The organism is Pantoea sp. SGAir0430, assembly GCF_043549295.1.
This window is the reverse complement of record NZ_CP039427.1, coordinates 2,914,565-2,940,033: the sequence shown is the minus strand read 5'-3', so window position 1 is coordinate 2,940,033 and position 25,469 is coordinate 2,914,565. Positions and strand designations below refer to the sequence as shown.

Sequence of the window (25,469 nt, the reverse complement as noted above, 5' to 3'; positions counted from 1 at the left end):
GCGCCACCACTGAGACGGCAAAGCGGCAACGCAGGCGGCTCAGCAGGGCGTGAAGCGATTCACCCCGCCGGAGAAAAAACGCTGAAAAAAGTGTTTGACTCTGAAGGAGGAAAGCGTAATATACGCCACCTCGCGACAGCAGGCCGAACGCCGCGTCGCACCGCTCTTTAACAATTTATCAGACAATCTGTGTGGGCACTCGCAGGATTGATATCACAAGCCTACGGGCTTTAAAAAATATCAAGTCTTTGCTGAGTGAACACGTAATTCATTACGAAGTTTAATTCACAGAGCATCGCTGCACTCGTTGCAGCAAATCAAACTTTAAATTGAAGAGTTTGATCATGGCTCAGATTGAACGCTGGCGGCAGGCCTAACACATGCAAGTCGAACGGCAGCACAGAAGAGCTTGCTCTTTGGGTGGCGAGTGGCGGACGGGTGAGTAATGTCTGGGAAACTGCCCGATGGAGGGGGATAACTACTGGAAACGGTAGCTAATACCGCATAACGTCGCGAGACCAAAGTGGGGGACCTTCGGGCCTCACACCATCGGATGTGCCCAGATGGGATTAGCTAGTAGGTGGGGTAATGGCTCACCTAGGCGACGATCCCTAGCTGGTCTGAGAGGATGACCAGCCACACTGGAACTGAGACACGGTCCAGACTCCTACGGGAGGCAGCAGTGGGGAATATTGCACAATGGGCGCAAGCCTGATGCAGCCATGCCGCGTGTATGAAGAAGGCCTTCGGGTTGTAAAGTACTTTCAGCGGGGAGGAAGGCGGTGAGGTTAATAACCTCGCCGATTGACGTTACCCGCAGAAGAAGCACCGGCTAACTCCGTGCCAGCAGCCGCGGTAATACGGAGGGTGCAAGCGTTAATCGGAATTACTGGGCGTAAAGCGCACGCAGGCGGTCTGTTAAGTCAGATGTGAAATCCCCGGGCTTAACCTGGGAACTGCATTTGAAACTGGCAGGCTTGAGTCTCGTAGAGGGGGGTAGAATTCCAGGTGTAGCGGTGAAATGCGTAGAGATCTGGAGGAATACCGGTGGCGAAGGCGGCCCCCTGGACGAAGACTGACGCTCAGGTGCGAAAGCGTGGGGAGCAAACAGGATTAGATACCCTGGTAGTCCACGCCGTAAACGATGTCGACTTGGAGGTTGTGCCCTTGAGGCGTGGCTTCCGGAGCTAACGCGTTAAGTCGACCGCCTGGGGAGTACGGCCGCAAGGTTAAAACTCAAATGAATTGACGGGGGCCCGCACAAGCGGTGGAGCATGTGGTTTAATTCGATGCAACGCGAAGAACCTTACCTGGCCTTGACATCCAGAGAACTTAGCAGAGATGCTTTGGTGCCTTCGGGAACTCTGAGACAGGTGCTGCATGGCTGTCGTCAGCTCGTGTTGTGAAATGTTGGGTTAAGTCCCGCAACGAGCGCAACCCTTATCCTTTGTTGCCAGCGGCTCGGCCGGGAACTCAAAGGAGACTGCCGGTGATAAACCGGAGGAAGGTGGGGATGACGTCAAGTCATCATGGCCCTTACGGCCAGGGCTACACACGTGCTACAATGGCGCATACAAAGAGAAGCGACCTCGCGAGAGCAAGCGGACCTCATAAAGTGCGTCGTAGTCCGGATTGGAGTCTGCAACTCGACTCCATGAAGTCGGAATCGCTAGTAATCGTAGATCAGAATGCTACGGTGAATACGTTCCCGGGCCTTGTACACACCGCCCGTCACACCATGGGAGTGGGTTGCAAAAGAAGTAGGTAGCTTAACCTTCGGGAGGGCGCTTACCACTTTGTGATTCATGACTGGGGTGAAGTCGTAACAAGGTAACCGTAGGGGAACCTGCGGTTGGATCACCTCCTTACCTGAAGATACCTTCCCGCGAAGTGCTCACACAGATTGTCTGATAGAAAAGTAACGAGCAGGACGGCTGCGAAGTCGTGACACTTTGTGTCCCCTTCGTCTAGCGGTTAGGACTCCGCCCTTTCACGGCGGCAACAGGGGTTCGAATCCCCTAGGGGACGCCACTGCTTGGTGACAGGTGAAAGGTGTCTCCACAGAATATCTCAAAACTGACGGTAACGTCGTGTTTGAGATATTGCTCTTTAACAATCCGGAACAAGCTGAAAATTTGAAACGACGCGTCGTGTTCATTCTCCGTAATAAGAATGAAATTTACGATGCGTTCGGGTCTCTCAAATGCTTGCAGTCTGCAGCGTTGCAAAACGCCTGTGGGTTGTGAGGTTAAGCGACTAAGCGTACACGGTGGATGCCCTGGCAGTCAGAGGCGATGAAGGACGTGCTAATCTGCGAAAAGCGACGGTAAGGTGATATGAACCGCTACAGCCGTCGATGTCCGAATGGGGAAACCCAATGCACTTGTGCATTATCGTTTGATGAATACATAGTCAAACGAGGCGAACCGGGGGAACTGAAACATCTAAGTACCCCGAGGAAAAGAAATCAACCGAGATTCCCCCAGTAGCGGCGAGCGAACGGGGAGCAGCCCAGGACCTGAATCAGCTTGTGCATCAGTGGAAGCGTCTGGAAAGTCGCGCGATACCGGGTGACAGCCCCGTACACGAAGATGCATAAGTTGTGAGTCCGACGAGTAGGGCGGGACACGTGGTATCCTGTCTGAACATGGGGGGACCATCCTCCAAGGCTAAATACTCCTGACTGACCGATAGTGAACCAGTACCGTGAGGGAAAGGCGAAAAGAACCCCGGCGAGGGGAGTGAAACAGAACCTGAAACCGTGTACGTACAAGCAGTGGGAGCACCTTCGGGTGTGACTGCGTACCTTTTGTATAATGGGTCAGCGACTTATATTCTGTAGCAAGGTTAACCGCATAGGGGAGCCGAAGGGAAACCGAGTCTTAATTGGGCGTTAAGTTGCAGGGTATAGACCCGAAACCCGGTGATCTAGCCATGGGCAGGTTGAAGGTTGGGTAACACTAACTGGAGGACCGAACCGACTAATGTTGAAAAATTAGCGGATGACTTGTGGCTGGGGGTGAAAGGCCAATCAAACCGGGAGATAGCTGGTTCTCCCCGAAAGCTATTTAGGTAGCGCCTCGTGAACTCATCTCCGGGGGTAGAGCACTGTTTCGGCTAGGGGGCCATCCCGGCTTACCAACCCGATGCAAACTGCGAATACCGGAGAATGTTATCACGGGAGACACACGGCGGGTGCTAACGTCCGTCGTGAAGAGGGAAACAACCCAGACCGCCAGCTAAGGTCCCAAAGTCATGGTTAAGTGGGAAACGATGTGGGAAGGCACAGACAGCCAGGATGTTGGCTTAGAAGCAGCCATCATTTAAAGAAAGCGTAATAGCTCACTGGTCGAGTCGGCCTGCGCGGAAGATGTAACGGGGCTAAACCATGCACCGAAGCTGCGGCAGCGACGCTTAGGCGTTGTTGGGTAGGGGAGCGTTCTGTAAGCCGCTGAAGGTGTGCTGTGAGGCACGCTGGAGGTATCAGAAGTGCGAATGCTGACATAAGTAACGATAAAGCGGGTGAAAAGCCCGCTCGCCGGAAGACCAAGGGTTCCTGTCCAACGTTAATCGGGGCAGGGTGAGTCGACCCCTAAGGCGAGGCTGAAAAGCGTAGTCGATGGGAAACAGGTTAATATTCCTGTACTTGGTGTTACTGCGAAGGGGGGACGGAGAAGGCTAGGTTATCCGGGCGACGGTTGTCCCGGTTTAAGCGTGCAGGTGTGAAGACCAGGCAAATCCGGTCTTCTTTAACACTGAGGCGTGACGACGAGCCGCTACGGCGGTGAAGTAACTGATGCCCTGCTTCCAGGAAAAGCCTCTAAGCTCCAGGTAACACGAAATCGTACCCCAAACCGACACAGGTGGTCAGGTAGAGAATACCAAGGCGCTTGAGAGAACTCGGGTGAAGGAACTAGGCAAAATGGTGCCGTAACTTCGGGAGAAGGCACGCTGGCGCGTAGGTGAAGGGACTTGCTCCCGGAGCCGAGGCCAGTCGAAGATACCAGCTGGCTGCAACTGTTTATTAAAAACACAGCACTGTGCAAACACGAAAGTGGACGTATACGGTGTGACGCCTGCCCGGTGCCGGAAGGTTAATTGATGGGGTTATCCGCAAGGAGAAGCTCTTGATCGAAGCCCCGGTAAACGGCGGCCGTAACTATAACGGTCCTAAGGTAGCGAAATTCCTTGTCGGGTAAGTTCCGACCTGCACGAATGGCGTAATGATGGCCAGGCTGTCTCCACCCGAGACTCAGTGAAATTGAAATCGCTGTGAAGATGCAGTGTACCCGCGGCAAGACGGAAAGACCCCGTGAACCTTTACTATAGCTTGACACTGAACATTGAGCCTTGATGTGTAGGATAGGTGGGAGGCTTTGAAGCGTGGACGCCAGTCTGCGTGGAGCCAACCTTGAAATACCACCCTTTAATGTTTGATGTTCTAACGTAGGCCCGTAATCCGGGCTGCGGACAGTGTCTGGTGGGTAGTTTGACTGGGGCGGTCTCCTCCCAAAGCGTAACGGAGGAGCACGAAGGTTGGCTAATCCTGGTCGGACATCAGGAGGTTAGTGCAATGGCATAAGCCAGCTTGACTGCGAGAGTGACGGCTCGAGCAGGTGCGAAAGCAGGTCATAGTGATCCGGTGGTTCTGAATGGAAGGGCCATCGCTCAACGGATAAAAGGTACTCCGGGGATAACAGGCTGATACCGCCCAAGAGTTCATATCGACGGCGGTGTTTGGCACCTCGATGTCGGCTCATCACATCCTGGGGCTGAAGTAGGTCCCAAGGGTACGGCTGTTCGCCGTTTAAAGTGGTACGCGAGCTGGGTTTAGAACGTCGTGAGACAGTTCGGTCCCTATCTGCCGTGGGCGCTGGAGAATTGAGGGGGGTTGCTCCTAGTACGAGAGGACCGGAGTGAACGCACCGCTGGTGTTCGGGTTGTCATGCCAATGGCACTGCCCGGTAGCTAAGTGCGGAAGAGATAAGTGCTGAAAGCATCTAAGCACGAAACTTGCCCCGAGATGAGTTCTCCCTGACCCCTTGAGGGTCCTGAAGGGACGTTGAAGACGACGACGTTGATAGGCCGGGTGTGTAAGCGCAGCGATGCGTTGAGCTAACCGGTACTAATGACCCGTGAGGCTTAACCTTACAACGCCAGAGGCGTTTTGGTCTGAGAGACCGGAAATTTTCAGCTTGTGACGGAAAAATTAGCGGAAACGAAAGATTTTGCGCTGAGGCGAGGCGGCAGGCCGAAGGGAAGGAAGGAGCATACACGAGTATGTGACTGACTTTACGAGGGCGGCCAACGCGGCATCAGTGAAAAAGATTCGTTTCGTGCACAAAGAATTTGCCTGGCGGCAACAGCGCGGTGGTCCCACCTGACCCCATGCCGAACTCAGAAGTGAAACGCCGTAGCGCCGATGGTAGTGTGGGGCCTCCCCATGCGAGAGTAGGGAACTGCCAGGCATCAAACCAGTGAAGAAGCCCCGGACGAGAGTCCGGGGCTTTTTTACGTCCGTACTCCGGCAAATTTCCCGCCAAAAACCGTGTGATTAGCGGTTTTTTAGCCATTGAACAATATACTCTGCAACCTGATCAGGCTGATTAATATCCAGCACCGGTACCTGAAGCGCTAACGCTTCATCCGTCGCTACGGCAATCACCCAGTCGTCCAGCAATTCATCAATTTCCCCCTTAACGCCGCGCCGCCACAACACCATCCTGGGTACAGGTTCCTGTTTAAACCCTTCGACCAGCACCAGGTCCAGCGATGCAACGTCCATACGGCCTGCCAGCTGCGCTAAACTAAGCGGCTGCTGCGGCGTTTCGCACATTAACGCCCAGCGTTGTTCGCTGGCGACGATCACCTGATCGGCTCCCGCTTTGCGCAGCAGATAACTGTCTTTTCCCGGCGTATCGATGTCCATCTGATGATGGGTATGCTTGATCAGCCCGGGGCGAATGCCCTGCGCTCTCAGTAGCGGAATCACCTGTTGTAACAGGGTGGTTTTGCCGGTGCCACTCCAGCCCACCACCGCCAGTAACGGCACACTCATCACGCACTTTCCTCATTAACCAAATCGTCAGGCGTATTGATATTGCGGAAGGCGGCTTCATCATCATCAAACAGTACGCCGTGTCCGCCATGTTCTCGCATGAACTGCATCAGACGACGTTCTCCGCGCAGCAGCCACGCTTCCAGATCATCGGCCAGCGCACGATGCACCAGGGCCAGCGCCGGATGATCACGCTGACCCGATGTCACCCACACGGCGGCGGCTGCACCACGCTGCTGCCACAGCCGTGCAACAAAATCCTGCGGTAGCCACGGCGTATCGCAGGCGCAAAACGCCACCCATTCGGTCTGGCTGTGCCGCAGGCCGCTGAGCATGCCTGCCAGCGGACCGGGATAATCAGGCAGCGAATCACGAATCACCTGACAGCCACTTGCCTGATAACGATCAATGTTACGGTTGGCGCTAATCAACACAATATTGACCTGCGGCTGTAAACGCTGCAGAACGTGCTGATAAAGCGGTTTGCCCTGTAATGGCAGCAAGCCCTTATCCTGACCTCCCATACGGCTGCCTTGCCCGCCTGCGAGGATCACACCGGTAAATGCGGTCATCTTCGTCTCCCTGTTTATTCTGGACGATACTTAACTCGCGGTAGCGAACCACCTGCGCAAAGGAATCAATGATGAAATATCACCGACTCAATGAACTGCTCGAACTGCTGCAGCCTGCCTGGCAGCAAGAACCCGATCTCAACCTGCTGGCATTTTTACAAAAACTGGCGCAGGAATCAGGTTTCAGTGGCCCATTAAGTGAATTAAGCGATGACGTATTGATTTACCATCTCAAAATGCGTGATGCCGGTAGTCAGGCTGTGATTCCGGGTCTGAAGAAAGATTATGAAGTGGACTTCAAAAGCGCGCTATTACGTGCGCGCGGTGTGATCAAGGATGATGAGTAGTGTTATCCTTGCGCGTTCAACGCACAGGTAACACACAGGCACAATGATGAGCGAAGCCGCTTTTAATTTTCAGACGCTGAATCCCGACGTCATCCTCGATGCGCTCTGGGATGCCGGTCTGCGGGTCGAGTCCGGCTTAACCGCCCTGAACAGCTACGAAAACCGCGTCTATCAGTTCAGCGATGAGGATAAGCGACGCTATGTCGCTAAGTTCTATCGTCCGCAACGCTGGAGCGCCGCGCAGATCGCTGAAGAGCATCGCTTTGCTCAGGATCTGCTGGACGATGAAGTGCCGGTTGCCGCGCCGCTGGCGCTGCAGGGCAATACGCTCAATCAGCACGCTGGCTTTATGTTCGCGGTGTTTCCCAGCCTCGGTGGCCGGCAGTATGAAACTGACAATGAAGAGCAGATGGAATGGGTGGGACGTTTCCTTGGCCGTATCCATCAAACCGGACGCCACAGCCCGTTCCGCCAGCGGCCCACTCTGGGCCTGCAGGAGTATGTGGTTGAGCCACGTCTGCAGCTGGAACAGAGCGCGCTGGTGCCCGCCTCGCTGAAGGATGCGCTACTGAATGCGTTAGATAAACTCAGCGCCACGCTGCAGCAGAGCTGGCACAGCCAGTGGCAACCGCTCCGGCTGCACGGTGACTGCCATCCCGGCAATATTCTGTGGTGCGATGGGCCGATGTTTGTCGATCTCGATGACGCGCGCACCGGTCCGGCTGTGCAGGATTTGTGGATGCTGGTGAACGGCAGCCGTCAGGAGCAATTGATCCAGTGGGATATTTTGCTGGAAGCGTATAACGAATTTGGTGATTTCGATTTACACGAATTGACACTGATTGAGTCTTTACGCGCCATGCGCATGGTTTATTATCTGGCCTGGGTGGTACGCCGCTGGCAGGATCCCGCTTTTCCGCGCGCCTTCCCCTGGATGACCGATGAGGACTTCTGGCGCCGGCAGATTGCACTATTTATCGAGCAGGAAAGGCTGTTACACGAACCGCCGTTACAGCTTAGCCCGCAATTTTAATGAAGTACTCAGGAGATGTTCTCACGATGAAAAAGATTTGGTTTGCGCTGGTAGGTTTGATGCTGGCATTTAGCGCCTCAGCGGCACAGTTCAACGACGGTAAACAGTACGTTACGCTGCCAAAACCGGTCGCCGGTGAGCCGCAGGTTATGGAATTCTTCTCCTTCTTCTGCCCGCACTGCTACCAGTTTGAACGCATTTACCACGTCAGCGATGCGGTGAGAAAGAATCTGCCAGCGGATACCAAAGTGACCAAATATCACGTTGATTTCCTCGGCGGCGACTTCGGTCCGGTGGTCACGCATGCGTGGGCAGTGGCAATGGCGCTGGGTGTGGAAGATAAAGTGACCGCACCGATTTTCGACGGCATCCAGAAGACCCAGACCATTACCGACGCAGCCAGCCTGAAAGAAACCTTCATTAAAGCAGCGGGTATCACCTCTGAAGATTACGATGCAGCGTGGAACAGCTTCGCCGTGAAGGCGCTGGTTGCACAGCAGCAGAAAGCGGCCTCGGATGTTAATCTGCAGGGCGTACCGGCGATTTTCGTTAACGGCAAATACATGGTTAACAACGGTGGCCTGGACACCAGCTCAATGGATAACTTCGTGGCGGATTATGCCAACGTCGTGAAATTCCTGGTTGAGAAAAAGTAATTAAGCGCTGAAAACGCGATGGCTTATGCTGTAGCGGCGCGGTTATCACCCGCCGCTCCAGTGAAACCAACCCACACCACATCCTTAATTCACTGAGCCATTCATCCCTCACCGCCAGCGTTTTTGATTACCCTTTCGCTTAATATCCACATAGACGATCGCCTTTTTAAAAAGGTGTTACGTATCACGGCAAGATTATAACTGACTGATTGTAAAAACATTTTAATCGTAAAATGATTGCAATTAACGTAAATAACAATACGTTATGAATTTTACGCACAAAGTTATCCACAAGATGATCCTTGCGATCCGCGCCGCGTAACCGCGAAAAAGATCCTCACTTTCTGCTGTTACTTCAACATTGTTCGCTGGTTGTGGCATCCTTATAACCCTGATTATCGCAACGAAGAAAATACAAACCTATGGCGCAAATTGCAGAAAATCCCCTGATTCTGGTAGATGGCTCTTCCTACCTCTACCGTGCATATCATGCCTTTCCGCCGCTGACCAACAGTGCGGGTGAGCCAACCGGCGCCATGTATGGTGTGCTCAACATGCTGAAAAGCCTGCTGATGCAGTATCAACCCAGCCATGTGGCTGTGGTCTTCGATGCCAAAGGCAAAACGTTCCGCGATGAGCTGTTTGAAAATTACAAATCGCATCGTCCACCGATGCCGGACGATTTACGCGCGCAAATCGCGCCGCTGCACGAGATGGTAAAAGCCATGGGGCTGCCGCTGCTGGCGGTGTCCGGCGTGGAAGCCGATGACGTAATCGGCACGCTGGCGCTGGAAGCGGAAAAGCAGGGGCGTGCGGTGCTGATCAGTACCGGCGATAAAGACATGGCGCAGCTGGTGACGCCGGGCATTACCCTGATTAACACCATGACCAACACCGTGCTCGGTCCGGAAGAAGTCGAGCAGAAATACGGAGTACCGCCTTCGCTGATTATCGATTTCCTCGCCATGATGGGCGACAGCTCGGATAACATCCCGGGCGTTCCGGGCGTGGGCGAGAAAACCGCACAGGCGCTGCTGCAGGGGCTGGGCGGCATGCATTCCATCTACGACAACCTTGATAAAGTGGCCGGCCTCTCCTTCCGTGGAGCAAAAACCATGGCGGCGAAGCTGGAGCAGAATCGCGATGTGGCGTTTCTCTCCTACCAGCTGGCGACCATCAAAACCGATGTGGAACTGGAACTGGCCTGCGAGCAGCTGACGGTTAACGAGCCTGACGTTGAAGCATTGCAGACGCTGTTTAGCCGCTATGAATTCAAACGCTGGCTAGCCGATCTGCAGGAAGGAAAATGGCTGCAGGGTAAAAAGAGTAATAGCCAGGCGCAGAAATCGCTGCCGGATGAACCCGTCGTGGCCGCAGCGGAAACGGTCAGCGTGCTGTCATCCGACGGCTATGTCACCATCCTCGACGAGGCGACCTTTGCCGACTGGCTGAAAAAACTGCAAAGCGCCGACGTGTTTGCTTTTGACCTGGAAACCGATTCGCTGGATACCCTGAGCGCCAATATTGTCGGCATTGCCTTCGCCGTGGCACCGGGCGAGGCCGCTTACCTGCCGGTGGCGCATGACTATCTTGACGCGCCACCGCAGCTGGATCGCGCCGCGGTGCTGAAGCAGCTGAAACCGCTGCTGGAGGACAGTAAAGCAGCGAAGGTCGGGCAGAATCTGAAGTACGATCGTGGCGTACTGAAAAATTACGATATTGAGCTGAACGGCATCAAATTCGACACCATGCTGGAGTCTTACTGCCTGAACAGCGTCGGCGGCAAGCATGACATGGACAGCCTGGCGGCCCGCTGGCTTAACCACAAAACCGTCACTTTCGAAGAAATCGCCGGTAAAGGTAAAAATCAGCTCACCTTCAATCAGATCGCGCTTGAGCAGGCGGCGCACTATGCGGCAGAAGACGCTGACGTCACGCTGCAGCTGCACCTGCAGATGTGGCCGAAGCTGGAGCAGGAAGCCGGTCCGAAGCAGGTATTCGAGGCGATTGAGATGCCGCTGGTGACGGTCATTTCCCGCGTAGAGCGCAACGGTGTGCTGATCGATCAGAATATCCTCGCGAAACATTCGCAGGAGCTGACCACGCGTCTGGCCGAGCTGGAGCAGAAGGCGCATGAGCTGGCCGGCGAGCCTTTCAACCTCTCCTCCACCAAACAGCTGCAAACCATTCTGTTTGAGAAGCAGGGGATTAAGCCGACGAAGAAAACGCCGGGCGGCGCGCCATCGACCAGTGAAGAAGTGCTGGCTGAGCTGGCGCTCGACTATCCGCTGCCGAAAGTGATTCTTGAGCATCGCGGCCTGTCGAAGCTGAAATCCACTTACACCGATAAGCTGCCGCAGATGATCAATCCGATCACCGGCCGGGTACACACCTCTTATCACCAGGCGGTGACGGCCACCGGACGACTCTCCTCGACCGACCCGAACCTGCAAAACATTCCGGTGCGCAACGAAGAGGGGCGGCGCATTCGTCAGGCGTTTATTGCGGGCGCGGATAAGCGCATCGTGGCCGCCGACTATTCGCAGATTGAGCTGCGAATTATGGCGCACCTGTCGCAGGACAAAGGCCTGCTGGATGCGTTCGCGCAGGGTGAGGATATCCACCGCGCCACGGCGTCCGAAGTGTTTGGTGTGGCGCTGAGCAAGGTTTCCGGTGAGCAGCGCCGCAGTGCGAAAGCAATCAACTTCGGACTGATTTATGGCATGAGCGCATTTGGTTTGTCGCGTCAGCTGAACATTGGTGCCGGCGAAGCGAAGAAGTACATGGATCTCTACTTTGAGCGCTATCCGGGCGTGCTGCGTTATATGGAAGCGACGCGCGCGCAAGCCGCGGATAAGGGATATGTCGAGACGCTGGATGGGCGTCGTCTGTGGCTGCCGGACATCAACTCCAGCAATGCCATTCGCCGTAAAGCTGCCGAGCGTGCGGCGATCAACGCACCGATGCAGGGCACCGCGGCGGACATCATCAAACGTGCCATGATCGCTGTTGACGGCTGGCTGCTGCAGCAGAACAGTGACGAGGTGAAAATGATCATGCAGGTACACGATGAACTGGTATTTGAGATCCACAAAGATGCCGTCGCAGGTGCCAGCCAGACGATCCGCGAACTGATGGAGAACAGCATGAAGCTGGATGTACCGCTGCAGGTTGAAGTGGGAACCGGCGATAACTGGGATCAGGCGCACTAAGGGCCTGTTGCCCGCCACAGATACTGGTGGCGGGCAGCGTCATAAGAAAAAAGTTTACTTAATCGGTTCAGCCGGTCATCAAAACTGCCGGTAAAATACAGGTTAAGTAACTGCTTATCGGCTAAGCATTTTTTTGGTAATTAAACTACATGCCATGCGCGAAAATGTGACGAAGCTGGTAAAAAAGATGTCGAATTCTGAAACTTAACAACAAAAAACCCTTTGTTGGTCAGAAAAAATCGGGTAAAGTTCATCGCGTAGGGTACAGAGGTAAGATGTTCTATCTTTCAGACCTTTTACTTCACGTAATCGGATTTGGCTGAATATTAGCCGCCCCAGTCATTTATGACTGGGGCGTTTTTTATTGGGCTTTTTCTGAAAAAAAAGCGGACGCAAAGGCCCGCTCTGGCGCTACTCTGACAGCGCTTCACCGTCGCCTTCCTGCGCCGGAGTCAGCTCGCTAAACCAGGTATCAAGTTTCTGACGCAGCTTATCGACGCCCAGTTTTTTCAGCGATGAGAACATCTCGACCTGGACATCGCCCATAAATGCCAGCGATGCCTCACGCACCATGTTCAGCTGCGCTTTACGGGCACCGGAAGCCAGCTTGTCGGCTTTAGTCAGCAGAATCATAACCGGGATACCGCTCTGCACCGCCCACTCAACCATTTGCTGATCGAGATCTTTAAGCGGATGGCGGATATCCATCAGTACCACCAGTCCTTTCAGGGCCTGACGTTTCTGCAAATATTCACCCAGCGCGCGCTGCCATTTACGCTTCATCTCTTCCGGGACTTCCGCATAACCGTAACCCGGTAAATCCACCAGGCGTTTGCCTTCAACCACTTCAAACAGGTTAATCAGCTGCGTGCGGCCTGGTGTTTTACTGGTACGCGCCAGGCTTTTCTGGTTGGTCAGGGTATTCAGCGCGCTGGATTTGCCTGCATTTGAGCGCCCGGCAAAGGCAACTTCAATGCCCGTATCCGCCGGTAGATGACGAATATCCGGCGCGCTGAGCATGAAATGGGTGACGTGATAGTTCAAAGCAGACAATGTAAAACTCCAGCAGAATGATCGGGCAATGGCGCTGATTATACCTGTTATGGCGCAAAAGTGCCCGACAGGCGTCTTAACGCGCCATTTTGTAAGAGATCGCCGCTAACTGCTACCAGTGATGACGGATTCATGCAACGTTCATTCTCTATAATACTGTTTATTTTCATTTGCTTACGTTAAACATGAAAAAGACCGCTCTAAATTAGAGACAAGTCTCACTTGTTCAATTTACTGTTTGGTCTACATTTGTTGTCAGTGCACGGCAGCACCCATCAGGATGATGAGCTCAGGAGCGTCGGGGATGACCGCGAGCATGGCAGGAGAGCGATTCAGGCAGGAATCGGACAGGGACAGGGATTACTCGCAGGAGCGATGTGGCGATGGAGCAACCGGGACGTTGTGAGCCGTAAAGGATTTGACGCGTGTTTCCTTCGTATGAAGGTGCGAAATAAGGCGATAGCACAGGCTATCGCCTTTTTTCTTTGTCATCTTTCTGCTAGATTTCGCCGCAATTCTATACTGAACTCACCAGGCATCGCCGAGACCGAACACATGAAGCAACCTGCACCAGCCCAGCGTGGCAAACCTGCTGCTAAAGCGAAACGCAAATCGCGTGAAGAACTGAACCAGGAAGCCCGCGATCGCAAGCGCGATAAAAAGCACAGCGGCCACAAATCCGGCAGCCGCGCCAACCCGGAAACGCAGAGCGCCGGTAAAGGGCACAGCCAAAAGAGCGCCGATCCGCGCGTGGGCAGCAAAAAGCCAGTCGCGCTGGTGGCGGACGGCAAAACTCTGCCTGAAAAGAAAGTGGCGAAGCCAAAGCCCAAAGCCGAAAAAGTGCGCCTGACGCCGCAGGAAGAGCTGGCGAAGCTGGAGAACGATGAGCGTCTCGACACGCTGCTCGATCGCCTTGAGAGCGGCGAAACCCTGAGCGCAGAAGATCAGGCGTGGCTGGATGAGACGCTGGATCGCATCGACGAGCTGATGGAAACGCTGGGCATTGCGCTGGACGACGACGCCGAAGATGAGCAGGCAGAAGAGGATATGATGCGCCTGCTTAAGGGCCACTAACCGCCATTTTTGATCGGCATGCGGCTTTGCGCATGCCGCGCTAAACAGGTATTCACCTATGTTTTGGCCTGGATCAATTTTAGCGCTGCTGCTGACGTGTTATCTGCTGTGGTTATTGTTTAAACTACGCCGCCTGTCGCGGCTGAAATCGCGCTTACGGCGGCGTTCCGCCCAGCGCTTCGTCTCCTCTTCTGCCACGCGACCCGCCCTCAGACGACGTCACCGTAAGGAGTGAGCATGTCATCGCAGCAGATTGAGTGGGATCAGCGGCTCATCGAAAAATACAATTACGCCGGTCCGCGTTACACCTCCTATCCCACCGCGCTGGAATTCAGTGAAAGCTTTGGCGCGAGCGATTTTCAGCGCGCGGTTGAGCGCTATCCCGAGCGCGCGCTGTCGCTGTATGTGCATATCCCGTTCTGCCATCGTCTGTGTTACTTCTGCGGCTGCAATAAAATCGTGACGCGCCAGCTGCACAAGGCCGATCGCTATCTGGAGGTTCTGGCGCAGGAGATTCGTCAGCGCGCTCCTCTGTTTGCCGGCCGTCGCGTTACGCAGCTGCACTGGGGCGGCGGCACGCCTACCTTCCTTAATCAGCAGCAGGTCAGCCGGCTGGTGGCGCTGCTGCGCAGCCATTTCGACATCGCTGACGATGTTGAGATGTCGATCGAAGTCGATCCGCGTGAAATTGAGCTGGAGATGATCGATCATCTGCGCGCAGAGGGCTTCAATCGTCTGAGCATGGGCGTGCAGGATTTCAACAAGGCGGTGCAGGAGCGGGTCAACCGCGTTCAGGATGAAGAGACCATTTTCGCCCTGGTGCAGCGTGCCCGCGCGCAGGGATTCCGCTCAGTCAGTCTGGATTTAATCTACGGCCTGCCGCTACAGACGCCAGAGAGCTTTGCCTTTACGCTGCAGCGGGTGATTGCGCTCAATCCGGATCGCCTCAGCGTCTTCAACTATGCGCACATGCCTGCGCTGTTTGCCGCTCAGCGCAAAATCAAAGATGAGGAGCTGCCGACGGCGGCGCAGAAGCTGCAAATCCTGCAGCAAACCATCGCGACGCTGACCGGTGCGGGTTACCAGTTTATTGGCATGGACCATTTTGCCAAACCGGATGATGAACTGGCGGTGGCGCAGCGCGCCGGCGTACTGCATCGCAATTTCCAGGGTTATACCACGCAGGGCGAAACCGAACTGCTCGGGCTGGGCGTTTCGGCCATCAGCATGCTGGGCGACAGCTATGCGCAGAATCAGAAAGAGTTAAAAGCCTGGTATGCCAGTGTTGAGCAGCAGGGCCATGCGCTATGGCGCGGTTTAAACCTGAGCGAGGATGATTGTCTGCGGCGGGATGTGATTAAAGCGCTGATCTGTAACTTTGCGCTGGATTTTGCCGACATCGAAGCCCGGTGGCCGGTGGTGTTTGAACGCTATTTTGCTGAGGACTTAGCGCTGCTGGCGCCGCTGGTGGCGGACGGCTTGCTTGAGATCGGTGAGCGCCGGCTGCAGGTTACCGGCATTGGCCGTCTGCTGATTCGCAACATCTGCATGTGCTTTGACCGCTATCTGCGGCAGAAAGCACGGATGCAGCAATTTTCGCGGGTAATTTAAGCATAAAGGGAGCCAGCGCTCCCTTTATGTTAACTGAACAGACTGACGCTGATGGCGCAGACCACGGCGGCCAGCGCGGTTTGCGGTGAGTGAGTCACAGCATTACCGATTGCCGCCACGTTATGCGCGATCAGCTGGATGACAGATTGCAACATGTTAGCCTCTCCCGATTGCCGCCCGTATGATACTGAACGGCACCGGTCTGTACAGATGTTACGCGCAGAAAATGTGCAATAAATAACCCTTTTACACTTTTCCGCGTTATTCCATGCCCAGTTCTTTCAGTTTACGCGTGAGCGTATTGCGGCCCCAGCCCAGTAAACGTGCCGCTTCCTGCTTGTGGCCCTGCGTATGACGCAGCGCAGTGGTCAGCAGCGTACGCTCCATCTCCGGCTGTGCTTCTGACAGCAGGTTTTGATGACCGGAACGCAGCGCGCGGTCTGCCCACTGCGCCAGCAGCGTTGCCCAGCTGTCCGGCAGCGACTGCACCGGATTTTCCGGCGTACTCGACTCAAACAGCTCCGGCGGCAGATCCTGAATCAGCACTTCCTGGCCCGCGGCCATCACCGTCAGCCAGCGGCAGGTGTTCTCCAGCTGGCGCACGTTACCCGACCAGTGCAGTCGCGTCAGCGCGGCTTCAGTCTCCGGATGCAGAATTTTCGCTTCTACGCCCAGCTCACGCGCTGCGACCTGCAGGAAGTACCGCGCCAGACGCGGGATATCCTCGCGACGTTCACGCAGCGGCGGCAGATGCACGCGAATCACGTTGAGGCGATGGAACAGGTCCTCACGGAATTTGCCCTCCTGCACGCGCAGCTCCAGATTCTGGTGGGTAGCGGCGATGATGCGCACATCCACTTTGACCGGCGCATAGCCGCCAACACGATAGAACTGGCCATCGGCCAGCACGCGCAGCAGGCGCGTCTGTACATCAAGCGGCATATCGCCGATTTCGTCGAGAAACAGCGTGCCGCCATCGGCCTGCTCAAAGCGGCCCTGACGAATCTGGTTCGCGCCGGTAAACGCGCCTTTCTCGTGACCAAACAGCTCTGATTCGATCAAATCCTTCGGGATCGCCGCCATATTCAGCGCGATAAACGGGGATTTGGCGCGCGGGCTGTGGCGATGCAGCGCATGCGCTACCAGCTCTTTACCGGTACCGGACTCGCCGTTGATCAGCACGCTGATCGACGAACGCGACAGACGGCCGATGATGCGGAAGACATCCTGCATCGCCGGCGCTTCGCCGATAATGTCGGTGGTCGGGCCGCTTACCGGCTGATTGCGCGGCTGCTGCTGCTCCTGATAGTGACTGATGGCGCGCTCTACCAGCGCGACCGCTTCATCAATATCAAACGGCTTTGGCAGGTAATCAAACGCGCCCTGCTGGTAAGCGCTGACCGCCGCGTCGAGGTCCGAATGCGCGGTCATAATGATGACCGGCAGCATCGGATGACGCTGTTTGATCTGCTTCAGCAGCGCCAGACCATCCATGCCTGGCATACGAATATCCGACAATAATACGTCCGGGGTTTTGGTCGAGAGCGCATCCAGCACCTCGTTGCCGCTGTCAAAGGTCGCGCAGCTTAAACCGGCTCCAGTGAGCGCACGTTCAAGCACCCAGCGGATGGAGCTATCGTCATCGACGATCCAGACTATCCCTCGTTGCATAGAAACCTCACTGGCGAATAGGCAGGTAAACCGAGAATTCGGTGTGGCCTGGCCAACTGTTAAATTCAATTTTTCCCGAATGCTGATCAATCAGGCTGCGGGCGATAGAGAGACCTAAACCGGTGCCGCCTTCGCGTCCGCTGACCATCGGATAGAACAGCGTATCCTGCAGCTGGGCCGGAATGCCCGGGCCATCATCTTCAATGTCGATACGCGCCACCAGCCGGTAACGCGTGCCGTGTAACGTCAGCTGAAACGCGGTACGGGTGCGGATGACAATGGTGCCGCCCGCTTCGCCCAGCGCCTGCAGCGCGTTACGCACCACGTTGAGCAGCACCTGCTCAATCTGGTCCGGGTCGTGCGGCAGCTCCGGCAGGCTGGGGTCATAATCACGCACCAGCGAGACGTTTTCCGGCAGCTCCATCGACACCAGGTTAACCACACGTTCAGCCACCTGATGAATGCTCTGGGTCACGTGCAGTCCGGGCTGCTGCGGACCCAGCAGGCGGTCGACCAGGTTACGCAGCCGGTCGGCCTGTTCAATAATCACTTTGGTATATTCATTCAGCGCCGGATCGGGCAGGGCGCGCGATAACAGCTGCGCCGCGCCGCGCAATCCGCCGAGCGGGTTTTTAATTTCGTGCGCCAGGCCGCGTACCAGATCGCGCGCGGCAACCTGCTGAGCGTGCTGAATCTGCTCCTGGCTGAGACGGCGCTGATTATCCATCGGCGCCATTTCCAGCAGAATAAATCCGTCGGGTAGACGCTGTGCCGTGAGCGACATAATGTGCGCGCGGCCATCCACCACTAACGTGACTTCGCTATCGGTAAAGCCCTGGCCTGCCCCTAAACTCTCGCTCATTACCTCAATGTTCAGCGAAAAATAGCCGGTAAGTTCCGGTAAGGGCGTGCCGAACAATTTTCGTGAGCTTTGCGCCAGTAATTGCTGGGCCGCCGGGTTGGCGTAGTGGATAACCAGATCGTTATCGACCAGCAAAATACTGTTGATCAGGGAGTTGAGAATCTGCCCCGCGTCGGGCAGCGTGCCAGTTGCCATACAGCGTTCCTCTGCACTAAATTAGTGCATTATAGCCTTTGGGGACGCAAATCTATCCGTCGAACGATGAATTCGCGGTGAAAAAAGCCCATCCGGAGATGGGCTAAAGTTTCCACGGCAACAAAAAATCTTCAGCGCCAGGATTAGCACCGTCGCGGCGTTGGCGGCTACGATGCATCTGCGCGAATCTTTTAAGGATTAAACGCTGTAGTACAGTTCGAACTCAACCGGGTGCGGCGTCATGCGTACGCGGTCGTTGTCAGCTTTACGCAGTTCGATGTAAGCATCGATAGCGTCGTCGGTGAACACGCCGCCACGGGTCAGGAACTCGCGGTCTTCGTTCAGTGCATTCAGCGCTTCTTCCAGTGAACCGGCCACTTTTGGAATCTCAGCTTCTTCTTCCGGCGGCAGGTCGTACAGATTTTTGTCCATCGCATCGCCAGGGTGGATCTTGTTGATCACGCCGTCGAGGCCGGCCATCAGCAGTGCGGTGAACGCCAGGTATGGGTTAGCCGCTGGATCCGGGAAGCGCGCTTCGATACGACGTGCTTTCGGGCTGGCCACCACCGGGATACGGATAGAGGCAGAACGGTTACGCGCTGAGTAAGCCAGCATGACCGGTGCTTCGTAGCCTGGGACCAGACGCTTGTATGAGTTGGTGGTCGGGTTAGCCAGGGCGTTGATGGCTTTTGCGTGCTTGATGATACCGCCGATGTAGAACAGGGCAGTTTCAGACAGGCCGCCGTATTTGTCGCCAGAGAACAGGTTTACGCCGCCTTTAGACAGTGACATGTGGCAGTGCATACCGGAACCGTTGTCGCCAAACATTGGCTTCGGCATAAAGGTAGCCGTTTTGCCGTAGGCGTGCGCGACGTTGTGCACAACATATTTGTAGATCTGAATTTCGTCAGCTTTCTTGGTCATGGTGTTGAAGCGGGTAGCCACTTCGTTCTGACCAGCTGTAGCCACTTCGTGGTGATGCGCTTCTACCACCAGACCCATCTGCTCCATGGTCAGACACATGGCAGAACGGATGTCCTGTGATGAATCAACCGGTGGCACCGGGAAGTAGCCGCCTTTCAGACCTGGACGGTGACCTTTGTTACCGCCTTCGTACTCTTTACCGGTGTTCCAGGCTGCTTCGATGTCGTCGATAGCCACGTGTGAGCCGGAAGTTGAAGAGCCGAAACGGATGTCGTCAAACAGGAAGAACTCTGGCTCAGGTCCGAACAGTACGGTGTCGGCGATGCCGGAAGAACGCAGGAACTCTTCTGCGCGCTTGGCAATGGAGCGTGGATCGCGATCGTAGCCCTGCAGCGTGCCTGGCTCGAGAATGTCACAGCGGATGATGAGCGTTGGATCTTCGAAGAACGGATCCATCACGGCAGTTGTTGCATCCGGCATCAGCACCATGTCTGATTCGTTAATGCCTTTCCAGCCGCCGATGGAAGAGCCATCGAACATTTTGCCTTCTTCGAAGAAGTCAGCGTTAACCTGGTGAGCAGGGATAGTAACGTGCTGTTCTTTACCTTTGGTATCGGTAAAACGCAGGTCAACAAACTTAACTTCGTGCTCGTTCATCATCGAGAGAACGTGTTCAGCGGACATACTCAACTCTCCTGGAAATGGTCATTTTGTCGTCGTGGTGAGAGAACTTCTGTTGCCGGGAATGTGTCACGACTACTGACCACCCCTGACCAAGATCTCGGCAAGCTCTTCAACCGTTGTGCAACTGTCGTTTTCGCTTAAAAGATATAAAGCGAATTCTGTGCCAACTTTATTACAATGGTGAAAATGGCGCTGTGATGCGCCCTGCGGTGAGACGACGGCTGCACCAGCGTGGATGGAATGCACCAAAATAGTGCCGTCAGTTTAGGGGTAAGCACTTAAATGGTGCAAAGCGCCATCAAAGTGCAGCTTAATGCACCGTTATTGGTGCTAAAAACGCGCACTGCGAGAATCTTTCGGCGAAAACTGTGATCATGTTCAGTCTTTCGCTTAATCCGTGTACAATACCGCGTTATTTCTATAATGCCTGAGGCAAAGCTGTGATCGAAAATTTGCGTAACATCGCCATCATCGCGCACGTTGACCATGGTAAGACCACCCTGGTTGACAAACTGCTGCAACAGTCCGGTACTTTTGATGCCCGTACCGAAGCGACTGAGCGCGTAATGGACTCCAACGATTTGGAGAAAGAGCGTGGGATTACCATCCTCGCGAAAAACACCGCCATCAAATGGAACGACTACCGTATCAACATCGTTGATACCCCGGGACACGCCGACTTCGGTGGTGAAGTTGAGCGCGTCATGTCCATGGTGGATTCGGTGCTGCTGGTTGTAGACGCGATGGATGGCCCTATGCCGCAAACCCGCTTCGTAACCAAGAAAGCCTTTGCCCACGGTTTGAAGCCGATTGTAGTCATCAACAAAGTTGACCGTCCTGGCGCGCGTCCGGACTGGGTTGTGGACCAGGTATTTGACCTGTTCGTCAACCTCGACGCGACTGACGAGCAGCTCGATTTCCCGATCATTTATGCGTCTGCGCTGAATGGTATCGCCGGTCTGGATCACACCGACATGGCTGACGACATGACCCCGCTGTATCAGGCCATCGTCGACCACGTTTCTCCACCGCAGGTTGAAGTTGAAGCCCCACTGCAGATGCAGATCTCGCAGCTGGACTACAACAACTACCTCGGCGTAATCGGTATCGGCCGCATCAAGCGCGGTAAAGTGAAGCCAAACCAGCAGGTTACTGTAATCGACAGCGAAGGGAAAACCCGTAACGCGAAAGTCGGTAAAGTGCTGGGCCATCTGGGTCTGGAGCGTATTGAATCCGATCTGGCTGAAGCGGGCGACATCATCGCTATCACCGGTCTGGGCGAGCTGAACATCTCCGACACCATCTGCGACACGCAGAATGTGGAAGCGCTGCCAGCGCTGAGCGTGGATGAGCCAACCGTAACCATGTTCTTCAACGTCAACACCTCACCGTTCTGTGGTAAAGAAGGTAAGTTTGTGACGTCGCGTCAGATCCTTGAGCGTCTGAACAAAGAGCTGGTGCACAACGTAGCGCTGCGCGTAGAAGAAACTGAAGATGCTGATGCATTCCGCGTATCCGGTCGTGGTGAGCTGCACCTGTCAGTTCTGATCGAGAATATGCGTCGTGAAGGCTACGAGCTGGCGGTATCCCGTCCGAAAGTTATCTACCGTGAATTCGAAGGCCGCAAGCAGGAGCCATTCGAAAACGTTACCCTCGACATCGAAGAAACCCACCAGGGTTCAGTGATGCAGGCGATGGGTGAGCGTAAAGGCGACCTGAAAAACATGGATCCGGATGGTAAAGGCCGCGTACGTCTCGACTACGTGATCCCAAGCCGTGGTCTGATCGGCTTCCGTAACGAATTCATGACTATGACTTCCGGTACCGGTCTGCTGTACTCCACCTTCAGCCACTACGACGACGTGCGTCCGGGCGAAGTGGGCCAGCGTCAGAACGGCGTGCTGATCTCCAACGGTCAGGGTAAAGCGGTTGCCTTCGCCCTGTTCGGCCTGCAGGATCGCGGTAAGCTGTTCCTCGGTCACGGTGCGGAAGTGTATGAAGGCCAGATCATCGGTATTCACAGCCGTTCTAACGACCTGACCGTAAACTGCCTGACCGGTAAGAAACTGACCAACATGCGTGCGTCAGGTACTGACGAAGCTACCACCCTGGTACCACCGCAGAAAATGACGCTGGAGCAGGCTATCGAGTTCATCGATGACGACGAACTGGTAGAAGTGACGCCGCAGTCAGTACGTATTCGTAAACGCCACCTGACCGAGAACGATCGCAAACGCGCGTCTCGCGGCAGCAAAGAGTAAGCGAAATCGTCTGATAATGAGCCCCGCACCCGCGGGGCTTTTTTTTGCCTGCCGTCTGAGGCAGCGCGACCCGCACGAAATCAGACCCCGCTTGCGGAATGCGGATTTCCCCTAAGCGTACCTGTTCAGGCTTGCCTTTTACCGCTAGAGTGAATGATCCAGGGAACGTAGAGGAGAGGTGTCATGCTGTACATCTTTGATTTAGGCAATGTGATTGTTGATATCGATTTCAATCGGGTACTCGGCGTCTGGAGCGATCTGGGACGCGTGCCGCTTGCCACGCTGCAGAGCCGTTTTCGCATGGACGAGACCTTCGAGCAGCACGAGCGGGGCGAAATCAGCGACCCGGAGTTTGCCGCGCGGCTGTGTGACCAGCTCGATATTGCCCTGAGCTATCCGCAGTTCACCGCTGGCTGGCAGGCGGTATTTGTCGGCGTGCGTCCGGAAACGCTGGCGATCATGAACCAGCTGCGCGCCAGCGGCGAGCGCGTGGTGATTCTGTCTAACACCAACCAGCTGCATTTCGAGTTCTGGCCAACGCAGTATCCGGAAGTGCAGCAGGCTGCCGACCACATCTATATGTCGCAGGATATCGGCATGCGCAAACCAGAAGCGCGCATCTGGCACTACGTACTGGAGCATGAAGGCTTCACCGCCGATCAGGCGGTATTCTTTGATGACAACCAGGCCAATGTTGATGCGGCGCGCGCGCTGGGCATTGAGAGCGTGCTGGTCGAAGATGCGAAAACCGTGCCTGACTGGTTTGCGAGCCGTCGCTGAGTGACCATGCGAACTCATCTGCGCCACTCGGCGCATGCATTTTTCCTGTGGATCAAACTGCTGTGGCGCCGCATCGATGAAGACAACATGACCACGCAGGCCGGTAATCTGGCCTACGTGTCGCTGCTGGCGCTGGTGCCGTTGATTGCCGTGGTATTCGCGCTGTTTGCCGCCTTCCCGGTGTTCTCCGACATCAGCGTGCAGCTGAAGAACTTCATCTTCACTAACTTCATGCCGGCCGCCGGGGATGTGATTCAGCGCTATCTCGATCAGTTTGTCGCCAACGTCAACAAAATGACGGCAGTGGGGGCGGTCGGGCTGATAGTCACTGCGCTGCTGCTGATGCACTCGGTCGACAGCGCACTCAATGCCATCTGGCGCAGCGACAAGCCGCGCCCGATGGTCTACTCCTTTGCGGTCTACTGGATGATCCTGACGCTGGGACCGCTGCTGGCCGGTGCCAGTCTGGCCATCAGCTCATATCTGCTGTCGTTGCGCTGGGTGAACGTGACCGGCGTCACCAGCCTGATCGATCAGGCGTTACGCATCTTCCCGCTGGTTTTGTCGATTCTCGCCTTCTGGCTGCTGTACAGCATTGTGCCGACGCGGCGCGTGCCGGGACGTGATGCGTTGATAGGTGCGGTGGTCGCGGGTCTGCTGTTCGAGCTGGGCAAAAAAGGCTTCGCGCTCTATGTTACGATGTTTCCTTCGTATCAGTTAATTTACGGCGTGCTGGCGGTGATCCCCATCCTGTTTCTGTGGGTTTACTGGACCTGGTGTATTGTGTTGTTAGGCGCGGAAGTGACCGTCACGCTGGATGACTATCGCCAGTTAAAACAGCAGGAACGCGATAAAGAACGAGAGGAAACATGATTGCTTTGATTCAGCGTGTGACGCGCGCCAGCGTCAGCGTGGATAACGCCACGGTGGGCGAAATTGGCGCCGGTCTGCTGGTGCTGCTGGGGGTGGAAAAGGGCGATGACGAGCAGAAATCACAGCGCCTGGCGGAGAAAGTGCTGGGCTACCGTATCTTTGGCGATGAGAACGACAAAATGAACCTCAGCGTACAGCAGACAGGCGGTAGCGTGCTGGTGGTCTCGCAATTCACCCTGGCGGCCGACACGCAAAAAGGCATGCGTCCCTCTTTCTCTGGCGGCGCGCATCCGGCGGAAGCGGAGCGCCTCTATCACGACTTCAGCGATCGCTGCCGGGCGCTGGGCGTCACCACCGCCAACGGGCGCTTCGCCGCCAATATGCAGGTTTCACTAATTAACGATGGTCCGGTGACCTTCTGGTTACAGGTGTGAGATTTTTAGCCGAGCGGCAAGGGATCAGCCACGCAAGCTCCGAACGAGAGAATCACTTTATGTATCATCTTCGCGTACCGCAAACGGCGGAAGAGCTGGATATGTATTACCAGTTCCGCTGGGAAATGTTACGGAAGCCGCTGCGCCAGCCGCAGGGCTCAGAACGTGATGCCTGGGATGCGCTGGCGCATCACCAGATGGTGGTGGATGAGCACGGCAAACCGGTAGCGGTAGGCCGGCTGTATATCAATGCGGAAAATGAAGCGGCGATCCGCTTTCTGGCGGTGCATCCGTCGGTGCAGGGCAAAGGGCTGGGTACGCTGGTGGCGATGACGCTGGAGTCGGTGGCGCGCCAGGAAGGGGCCAAACGCGTCACCTGTAGCGCGCGCGAGGATGCGGTGGAGTTCTTTGCCAAGCTCGGCTTTGTTAATCAGGGCGAAATTACCGCACCGCAAACCACGCCGGTGCGTCACTTCCTGATGATTAAACCGGTGGTGACGCTGGATGATATTCTGCATCGCGCCGACTGGTGTGGACAGCTGCAGCAGGCGTGGTACGAACACATCCCGCTGAGCGAAAAGATGGGCGTGCGCATTCTGCAGTATACCGGGCAGAAGTTTGTTACCACCATGCCGGAAGCCGGCAACCAGAACCCGCACCACACGCTGTTTGCCGGCAGCCTGTTTTCACTCGCCACGCTTACCGGCTGGGGGTTGATCTGGCTGCTGCTGCGCGAACGCCATCTCGGTGGCACCATCATTCTGGCCGATGCGCATATTCGCTACAGCAAACCCATCAGCGGACGGCCCGGCGCCATCGCCGATCTCGGCTCGCTGAGCGGCGATCTCGACCGGCTGGCGCGCGGACGAAAAGCACGCGTACAGATGGAGGTGGAGCTGTTTGGGGATGATGAGCTGGGCGCGGTGTTTGAAGGTGTCTACATCGTGTTACCCGCCGATCCCGACGGGCCGCTGGAAGAGGGCGGTTCAGGCGCGCGCATTAATTAACCACGCAGCGCGCAACAAAACCACAGGGTCACTCTGCATGGCGTAATGCTTGCCAGCTAAGATTCAAATGCATGCAACAACAGTTGCATTTTTGGTAGCGGCGCAATTTATTGCGCGATAAATCGCGCCGCTACAAGAATTGTGCGATTGGCGATGGCCTGA

The 25,469-nt window shown here is 55.5% G+C and carries 18 protein-coding genes, 1 tRNA gene and 3 rRNA genes; 15 read left to right on the top strand and 7 right to left on the bottom strand.

Translation table 11 applies throughout. From position 1 onward, the window contains the following. Window positions 1-326 precede the first annotated feature (326 nt). The 4 genes from E7738_RS13920 to rrf all read left to right on the top strand — a co-directional run bounded on the left by E7738_RS13920 (window position 327) and on the right by rrf (window position 5,468). Window positions 327-1,868, top strand: a 16S ribosomal RNA gene (locus E7738_RS13920). Between the two features lie 88 nt (window positions 1,869-1,956). Beyond that, window positions 1,957-2,031 (top strand) — tRNA-Glu (locus E7738_RS13915). Between the two features lie 215 nt (window positions 2,032-2,246). Continuing rightward, a 23S ribosomal RNA gene (locus E7738_RS13910) occupies window positions 2,247-5,150 on the top strand. A 202-nt stretch (window positions 5,151-5,352) separates the two neighbouring features. Next, a 5S ribosomal RNA gene (gene rrf / locus E7738_RS13905) occupies window positions 5,353-5,468 on the top strand. Together the 16S, 23S and 5S rRNA genes with 1 tRNA gene alongside form the textbook arrangement of a ribosomal RNA operon. Before the next feature lie 86 nt (window positions 5,469-5,554). Here the strand turns inward: rrf and mobB are convergent. Together mobB and mobA are read right to left on the bottom strand one after the other, a co-directional pair. Then, window positions 5,555-6,058, bottom strand: coding sequence for a molybdopterin-guanine dinucleotide biosynthesis protein MobB (gene mobB / locus E7738_RS13900; RefSeq protein ID WP_241798955.1), 504 nt, complete (start codon window positions 6,056-6,058; stop codon window positions 5,555-5,557). Further along, window positions 6,058-6,630: a molybdenum cofactor guanylyltransferase MobA gene (mobA, locus tag E7738_RS13895; protein ID WP_021507127.1), complete on the bottom strand. Its 573-nt coding sequence runs from the start codon at window positions 6,628-6,630 to the stop codon at window positions 6,058-6,060. Before mobA ends, mobB begins: the two co-directional genes overlap by 1 nt. 71 nt (window positions 6,631-6,701) lie before the next feature. Here mobA and E7738_RS13890 point away from each other — a divergent pair, with 71 nt between their 5' ends. The 4 genes from E7738_RS13890 to polA all read left to right on the top strand — a co-directional run bounded on the left by E7738_RS13890 (window position 6,702) and on the right by polA (window position 11,878). Next, complete coding sequence (locus E7738_RS13890) at window positions 6,702-6,977, top strand: YihD family protein (RefSeq protein ID WP_021313943.1); 276 nt, start codon at window positions 6,702-6,704, stop codon at window positions 6,975-6,977. 46 nt (window positions 6,978-7,023) lie between these two features. Further along, window positions 7,024-8,010: a serine/threonine protein kinase gene (locus E7738_RS13885; protein ID WP_241798956.1), complete on the top strand. Its 987-nt coding sequence runs from the start codon at window positions 7,024-7,026 to the stop codon at window positions 8,008-8,010. Window positions 8,011-8,036: 26 nt separating this feature from the next. Further along, on the top strand, window positions 8,037-8,666 hold the full coding sequence (gene dsbA, locus E7738_RS13880; protein ID WP_021507125.1) for a thiol:disulfide interchange protein DsbA: 630 nt from the start codon (window positions 8,037-8,039) through the stop codon (window positions 8,664-8,666). Window positions 8,667-9,088: 422 nt separating this feature from the next. Continuing rightward, on the top strand, window positions 9,089-11,878 hold the full coding sequence (polA, locus tag E7738_RS13875) for a DNA polymerase I (protein WP_241798953.1): 2,790 nt from the start codon (window positions 9,089-9,091) through the stop codon (window positions 11,876-11,878). A 411-nt stretch (window positions 11,879-12,289) separates the two neighbouring features. Here polA and yihA read toward each other — a convergent pair whose 3' ends face one another. Further along, the gene (gene yihA, locus E7738_RS13870) at window positions 12,290-12,931 is read right to left on the bottom strand and encodes a ribosome biogenesis GTP-binding protein YihA/YsxC (protein ID WP_031279643.1); all 642 of its coding nucleotides are present in this window, start codon (window positions 12,929-12,931) and stop codon (window positions 12,290-12,292) included. A 555-nt stretch (window positions 12,932-13,486) separates the two neighbouring features. On the opposite strand from yihA, the gene yihI reads away from it, so the two are divergent. Beyond that, complete coding sequence (yihI, locus tag E7738_RS13865; RefSeq protein ID WP_058775454.1) at window positions 13,487-14,005, top strand: Der GTPase-activating protein YihI; 519 nt, start codon at window positions 13,487-13,489, stop codon at window positions 14,003-14,005. Window positions 14,006-14,242: 237 nt separating this feature from the next. Next, window positions 14,243-15,616, top strand: a complete 1,374-nt coding sequence (gene hemN, locus E7738_RS13860) for an oxygen-independent coproporphyrinogen III oxidase (RefSeq protein ID WP_394515722.1) — start codon at window positions 14,243-14,245, stop codon at window positions 15,614-15,616. 29 nt (window positions 15,617-15,645) lie between these two features. Here hemN and E7738_RS13855 read toward each other — a convergent pair whose 3' ends face one another. From E7738_RS13855 to glnA, 4 genes are all read right to left on the bottom strand, one after another. Then, window positions 15,646-15,771, bottom strand: a complete 126-nt coding sequence (locus tag E7738_RS13855) for a YshB family small membrane protein (protein ID WP_021507120.1) — start codon at window positions 15,769-15,771, stop codon at window positions 15,646-15,648. Between the two features lie 106 nt (window positions 15,772-15,877). Next, window positions 15,878-17,287 (bottom strand): nitrogen regulation protein NR(I), encoded by a 1,410-nt coding sequence (gene glnG / locus E7738_RS13850; RefSeq protein ID WP_031279642.1) that lies wholly within the window; start codon window positions 17,285-17,287, stop codon window positions 15,878-15,880. Between the two features lie 7 nt (window positions 17,288-17,294). Next, on the bottom strand, window positions 17,295-18,344 hold the full coding sequence (gene glnL, locus E7738_RS13845) for a nitrogen regulation protein NR(II) (RefSeq protein ID WP_021507118.1): 1,050 nt from the start codon (window positions 18,342-18,344) through the stop codon (window positions 17,295-17,297). 198 nt (window positions 18,345-18,542) lie between these two features. Beyond that, window positions 18,543-19,952, bottom strand: coding sequence for a glutamate--ammonia ligase (gene glnA / locus E7738_RS13840; RefSeq protein WP_031279641.1), 1,410 nt, complete (start codon window positions 19,950-19,952; stop codon window positions 18,543-18,545). Between the two features lie 440 nt (window positions 19,953-20,392). On the opposite strand from glnA, the gene typA reads away from it, so the two are divergent. The 5 genes from typA to fabY all read left to right on the top strand — a co-directional run bounded on the left by typA (window position 20,393) and on the right by fabY (window position 25,307). Further along, on the top strand, window positions 20,393-22,213 hold the full coding sequence (gene typA, locus E7738_RS13835; RefSeq protein ID WP_058771001.1) for a ribosome-dependent GTPase TypA: 1,821 nt from the start codon (window positions 20,393-20,395) through the stop codon (window positions 22,211-22,213). Between the two features lie 183 nt (window positions 22,214-22,396). Beyond that, window positions 22,397-22,993 carry a glucose-1-phosphatase gene (gene yihX / locus E7738_RS13830; RefSeq protein ID WP_021507115.1) on the top strand — a complete coding sequence of 199 codons (597 nt, stop codon included), beginning with the start codon at window positions 22,397-22,399 and terminating at the stop codon, window positions 22,991-22,993. 6 nt (window positions 22,994-22,999) lie between these two features. After that, window positions 23,000-23,866, top strand: a complete 867-nt coding sequence (locus tag E7738_RS13825) for a virulence factor BrkB family protein (RefSeq protein WP_021507114.1) — start codon at window positions 23,000-23,002, stop codon at window positions 23,864-23,866. Beyond that, window positions 23,863-24,300 (top strand): D-aminoacyl-tRNA deacylase, encoded by a 438-nt coding sequence (gene dtd / locus E7738_RS13820; RefSeq protein ID WP_021507113.1) that lies wholly within the window; start codon window positions 23,863-23,865, stop codon window positions 24,298-24,300. The genes E7738_RS13825 and dtd overlap by 4 nt, the downstream gene beginning before the upstream one ends. Before the next feature lie 59 nt (window positions 24,301-24,359). Beyond that, window positions 24,360-25,307, top strand: coding sequence for a fatty acid biosynthesis protein FabY (fabY, locus tag E7738_RS13815; protein ID WP_021507112.1), 948 nt, complete (start codon window positions 24,360-24,362; stop codon window positions 25,305-25,307). Window positions 25,308-25,469 lie beyond the last annotated feature (162 nt).

Bases quoted from the DNA above. Each gene is read 5' to 3' on its own strand.
- yihI (WP_058775454.1), top strand. From the start codon at position 13,487: ATGAAGCAACCTGCACCAGCCCAGCGTGGCAAACCTGCTGCTAAAGCG.
- glnG (WP_031279642.1), bottom strand. From the start codon at position 17,287: ATGCAACGAGGGATAGTCTGGATCGTCGATGACGATAGCTCCATCCGC.
- hemN (WP_394515722.1), top strand. From the start codon at position 14,243: ATGTCATCGCAGCAGATTGAGTGGGATCAGCGGCTCATCGAAAAATAC.
- E7738_RS13885 (WP_241798956.1), top strand. From the start codon at position 7,024: ATGAGCGAAGCCGCTTTTAATTTTCAGACGCTGAATCCCGACGTCATC.
- mobA (WP_021507127.1), bottom strand. From the start codon at position 6,630: ATGACCGCATTTACCGGTGTGATCCTCGCAGGCGGGCAAGGCAGCCGT.
- glnA (WP_031279641.1), bottom strand. From the start codon at position 19,952: ATGTCCGCTGAACACGTTCTCTCGATGATGAACGAGCACGAAGTTAAG.
- yihX (WP_021507115.1), top strand. From the start codon at position 22,397: ATGCTGTACATCTTTGATTTAGGCAATGTGATTGTTGATATCGATTTC.
- dtd (WP_021507113.1), top strand. From the start codon at position 23,863: ATGATTGCTTTGATTCAGCGTGTGACGCGCGCCAGCGTCAGCGTGGAT.
- E7738_RS13825 (WP_021507114.1), top strand. From the start codon at position 23,000: ATGCGAACTCATCTGCGCCACTCGGCGCATGCATTTTTCCTGTGGATC.
- dsbA (WP_021507125.1), top strand. From the start codon at position 8,037: ATGAAAAAGATTTGGTTTGCGCTGGTAGGTTTGATGCTGGCATTTAGC.
- E7738_RS13855 (WP_021507120.1), bottom strand. From the start codon at position 15,771: ATGTTGCAATCTGTCATCCAGCTGATCGCGCATAACGTGGCGGCAATC.
- fabY (WP_021507112.1), top strand. From the start codon at position 24,360: ATGTATCATCTTCGCGTACCGCAAACGGCGGAAGAGCTGGATATGTAT.
- mobB (WP_241798955.1), bottom strand. From the start codon at position 6,058: ATGAGTGTGCCGTTACTGGCGGTGGTGGGCTGGAGTGGCACCGGCAAA.
- E7738_RS13890 (WP_021313943.1), top strand. From the start codon at position 6,702: ATGAAATATCACCGACTCAATGAACTGCTCGAACTGCTGCAGCCTGCC.
- polA (WP_241798953.1), top strand. From the start codon at position 9,089: ATGGCGCAAATTGCAGAAAATCCCCTGATTCTGGTAGATGGCTCTTCC.
- glnL (WP_021507118.1), bottom strand. From the start codon at position 18,344: ATGGCAACTGGCACGCTGCCCGACGCGGGGCAGATTCTCAACTCCCTG.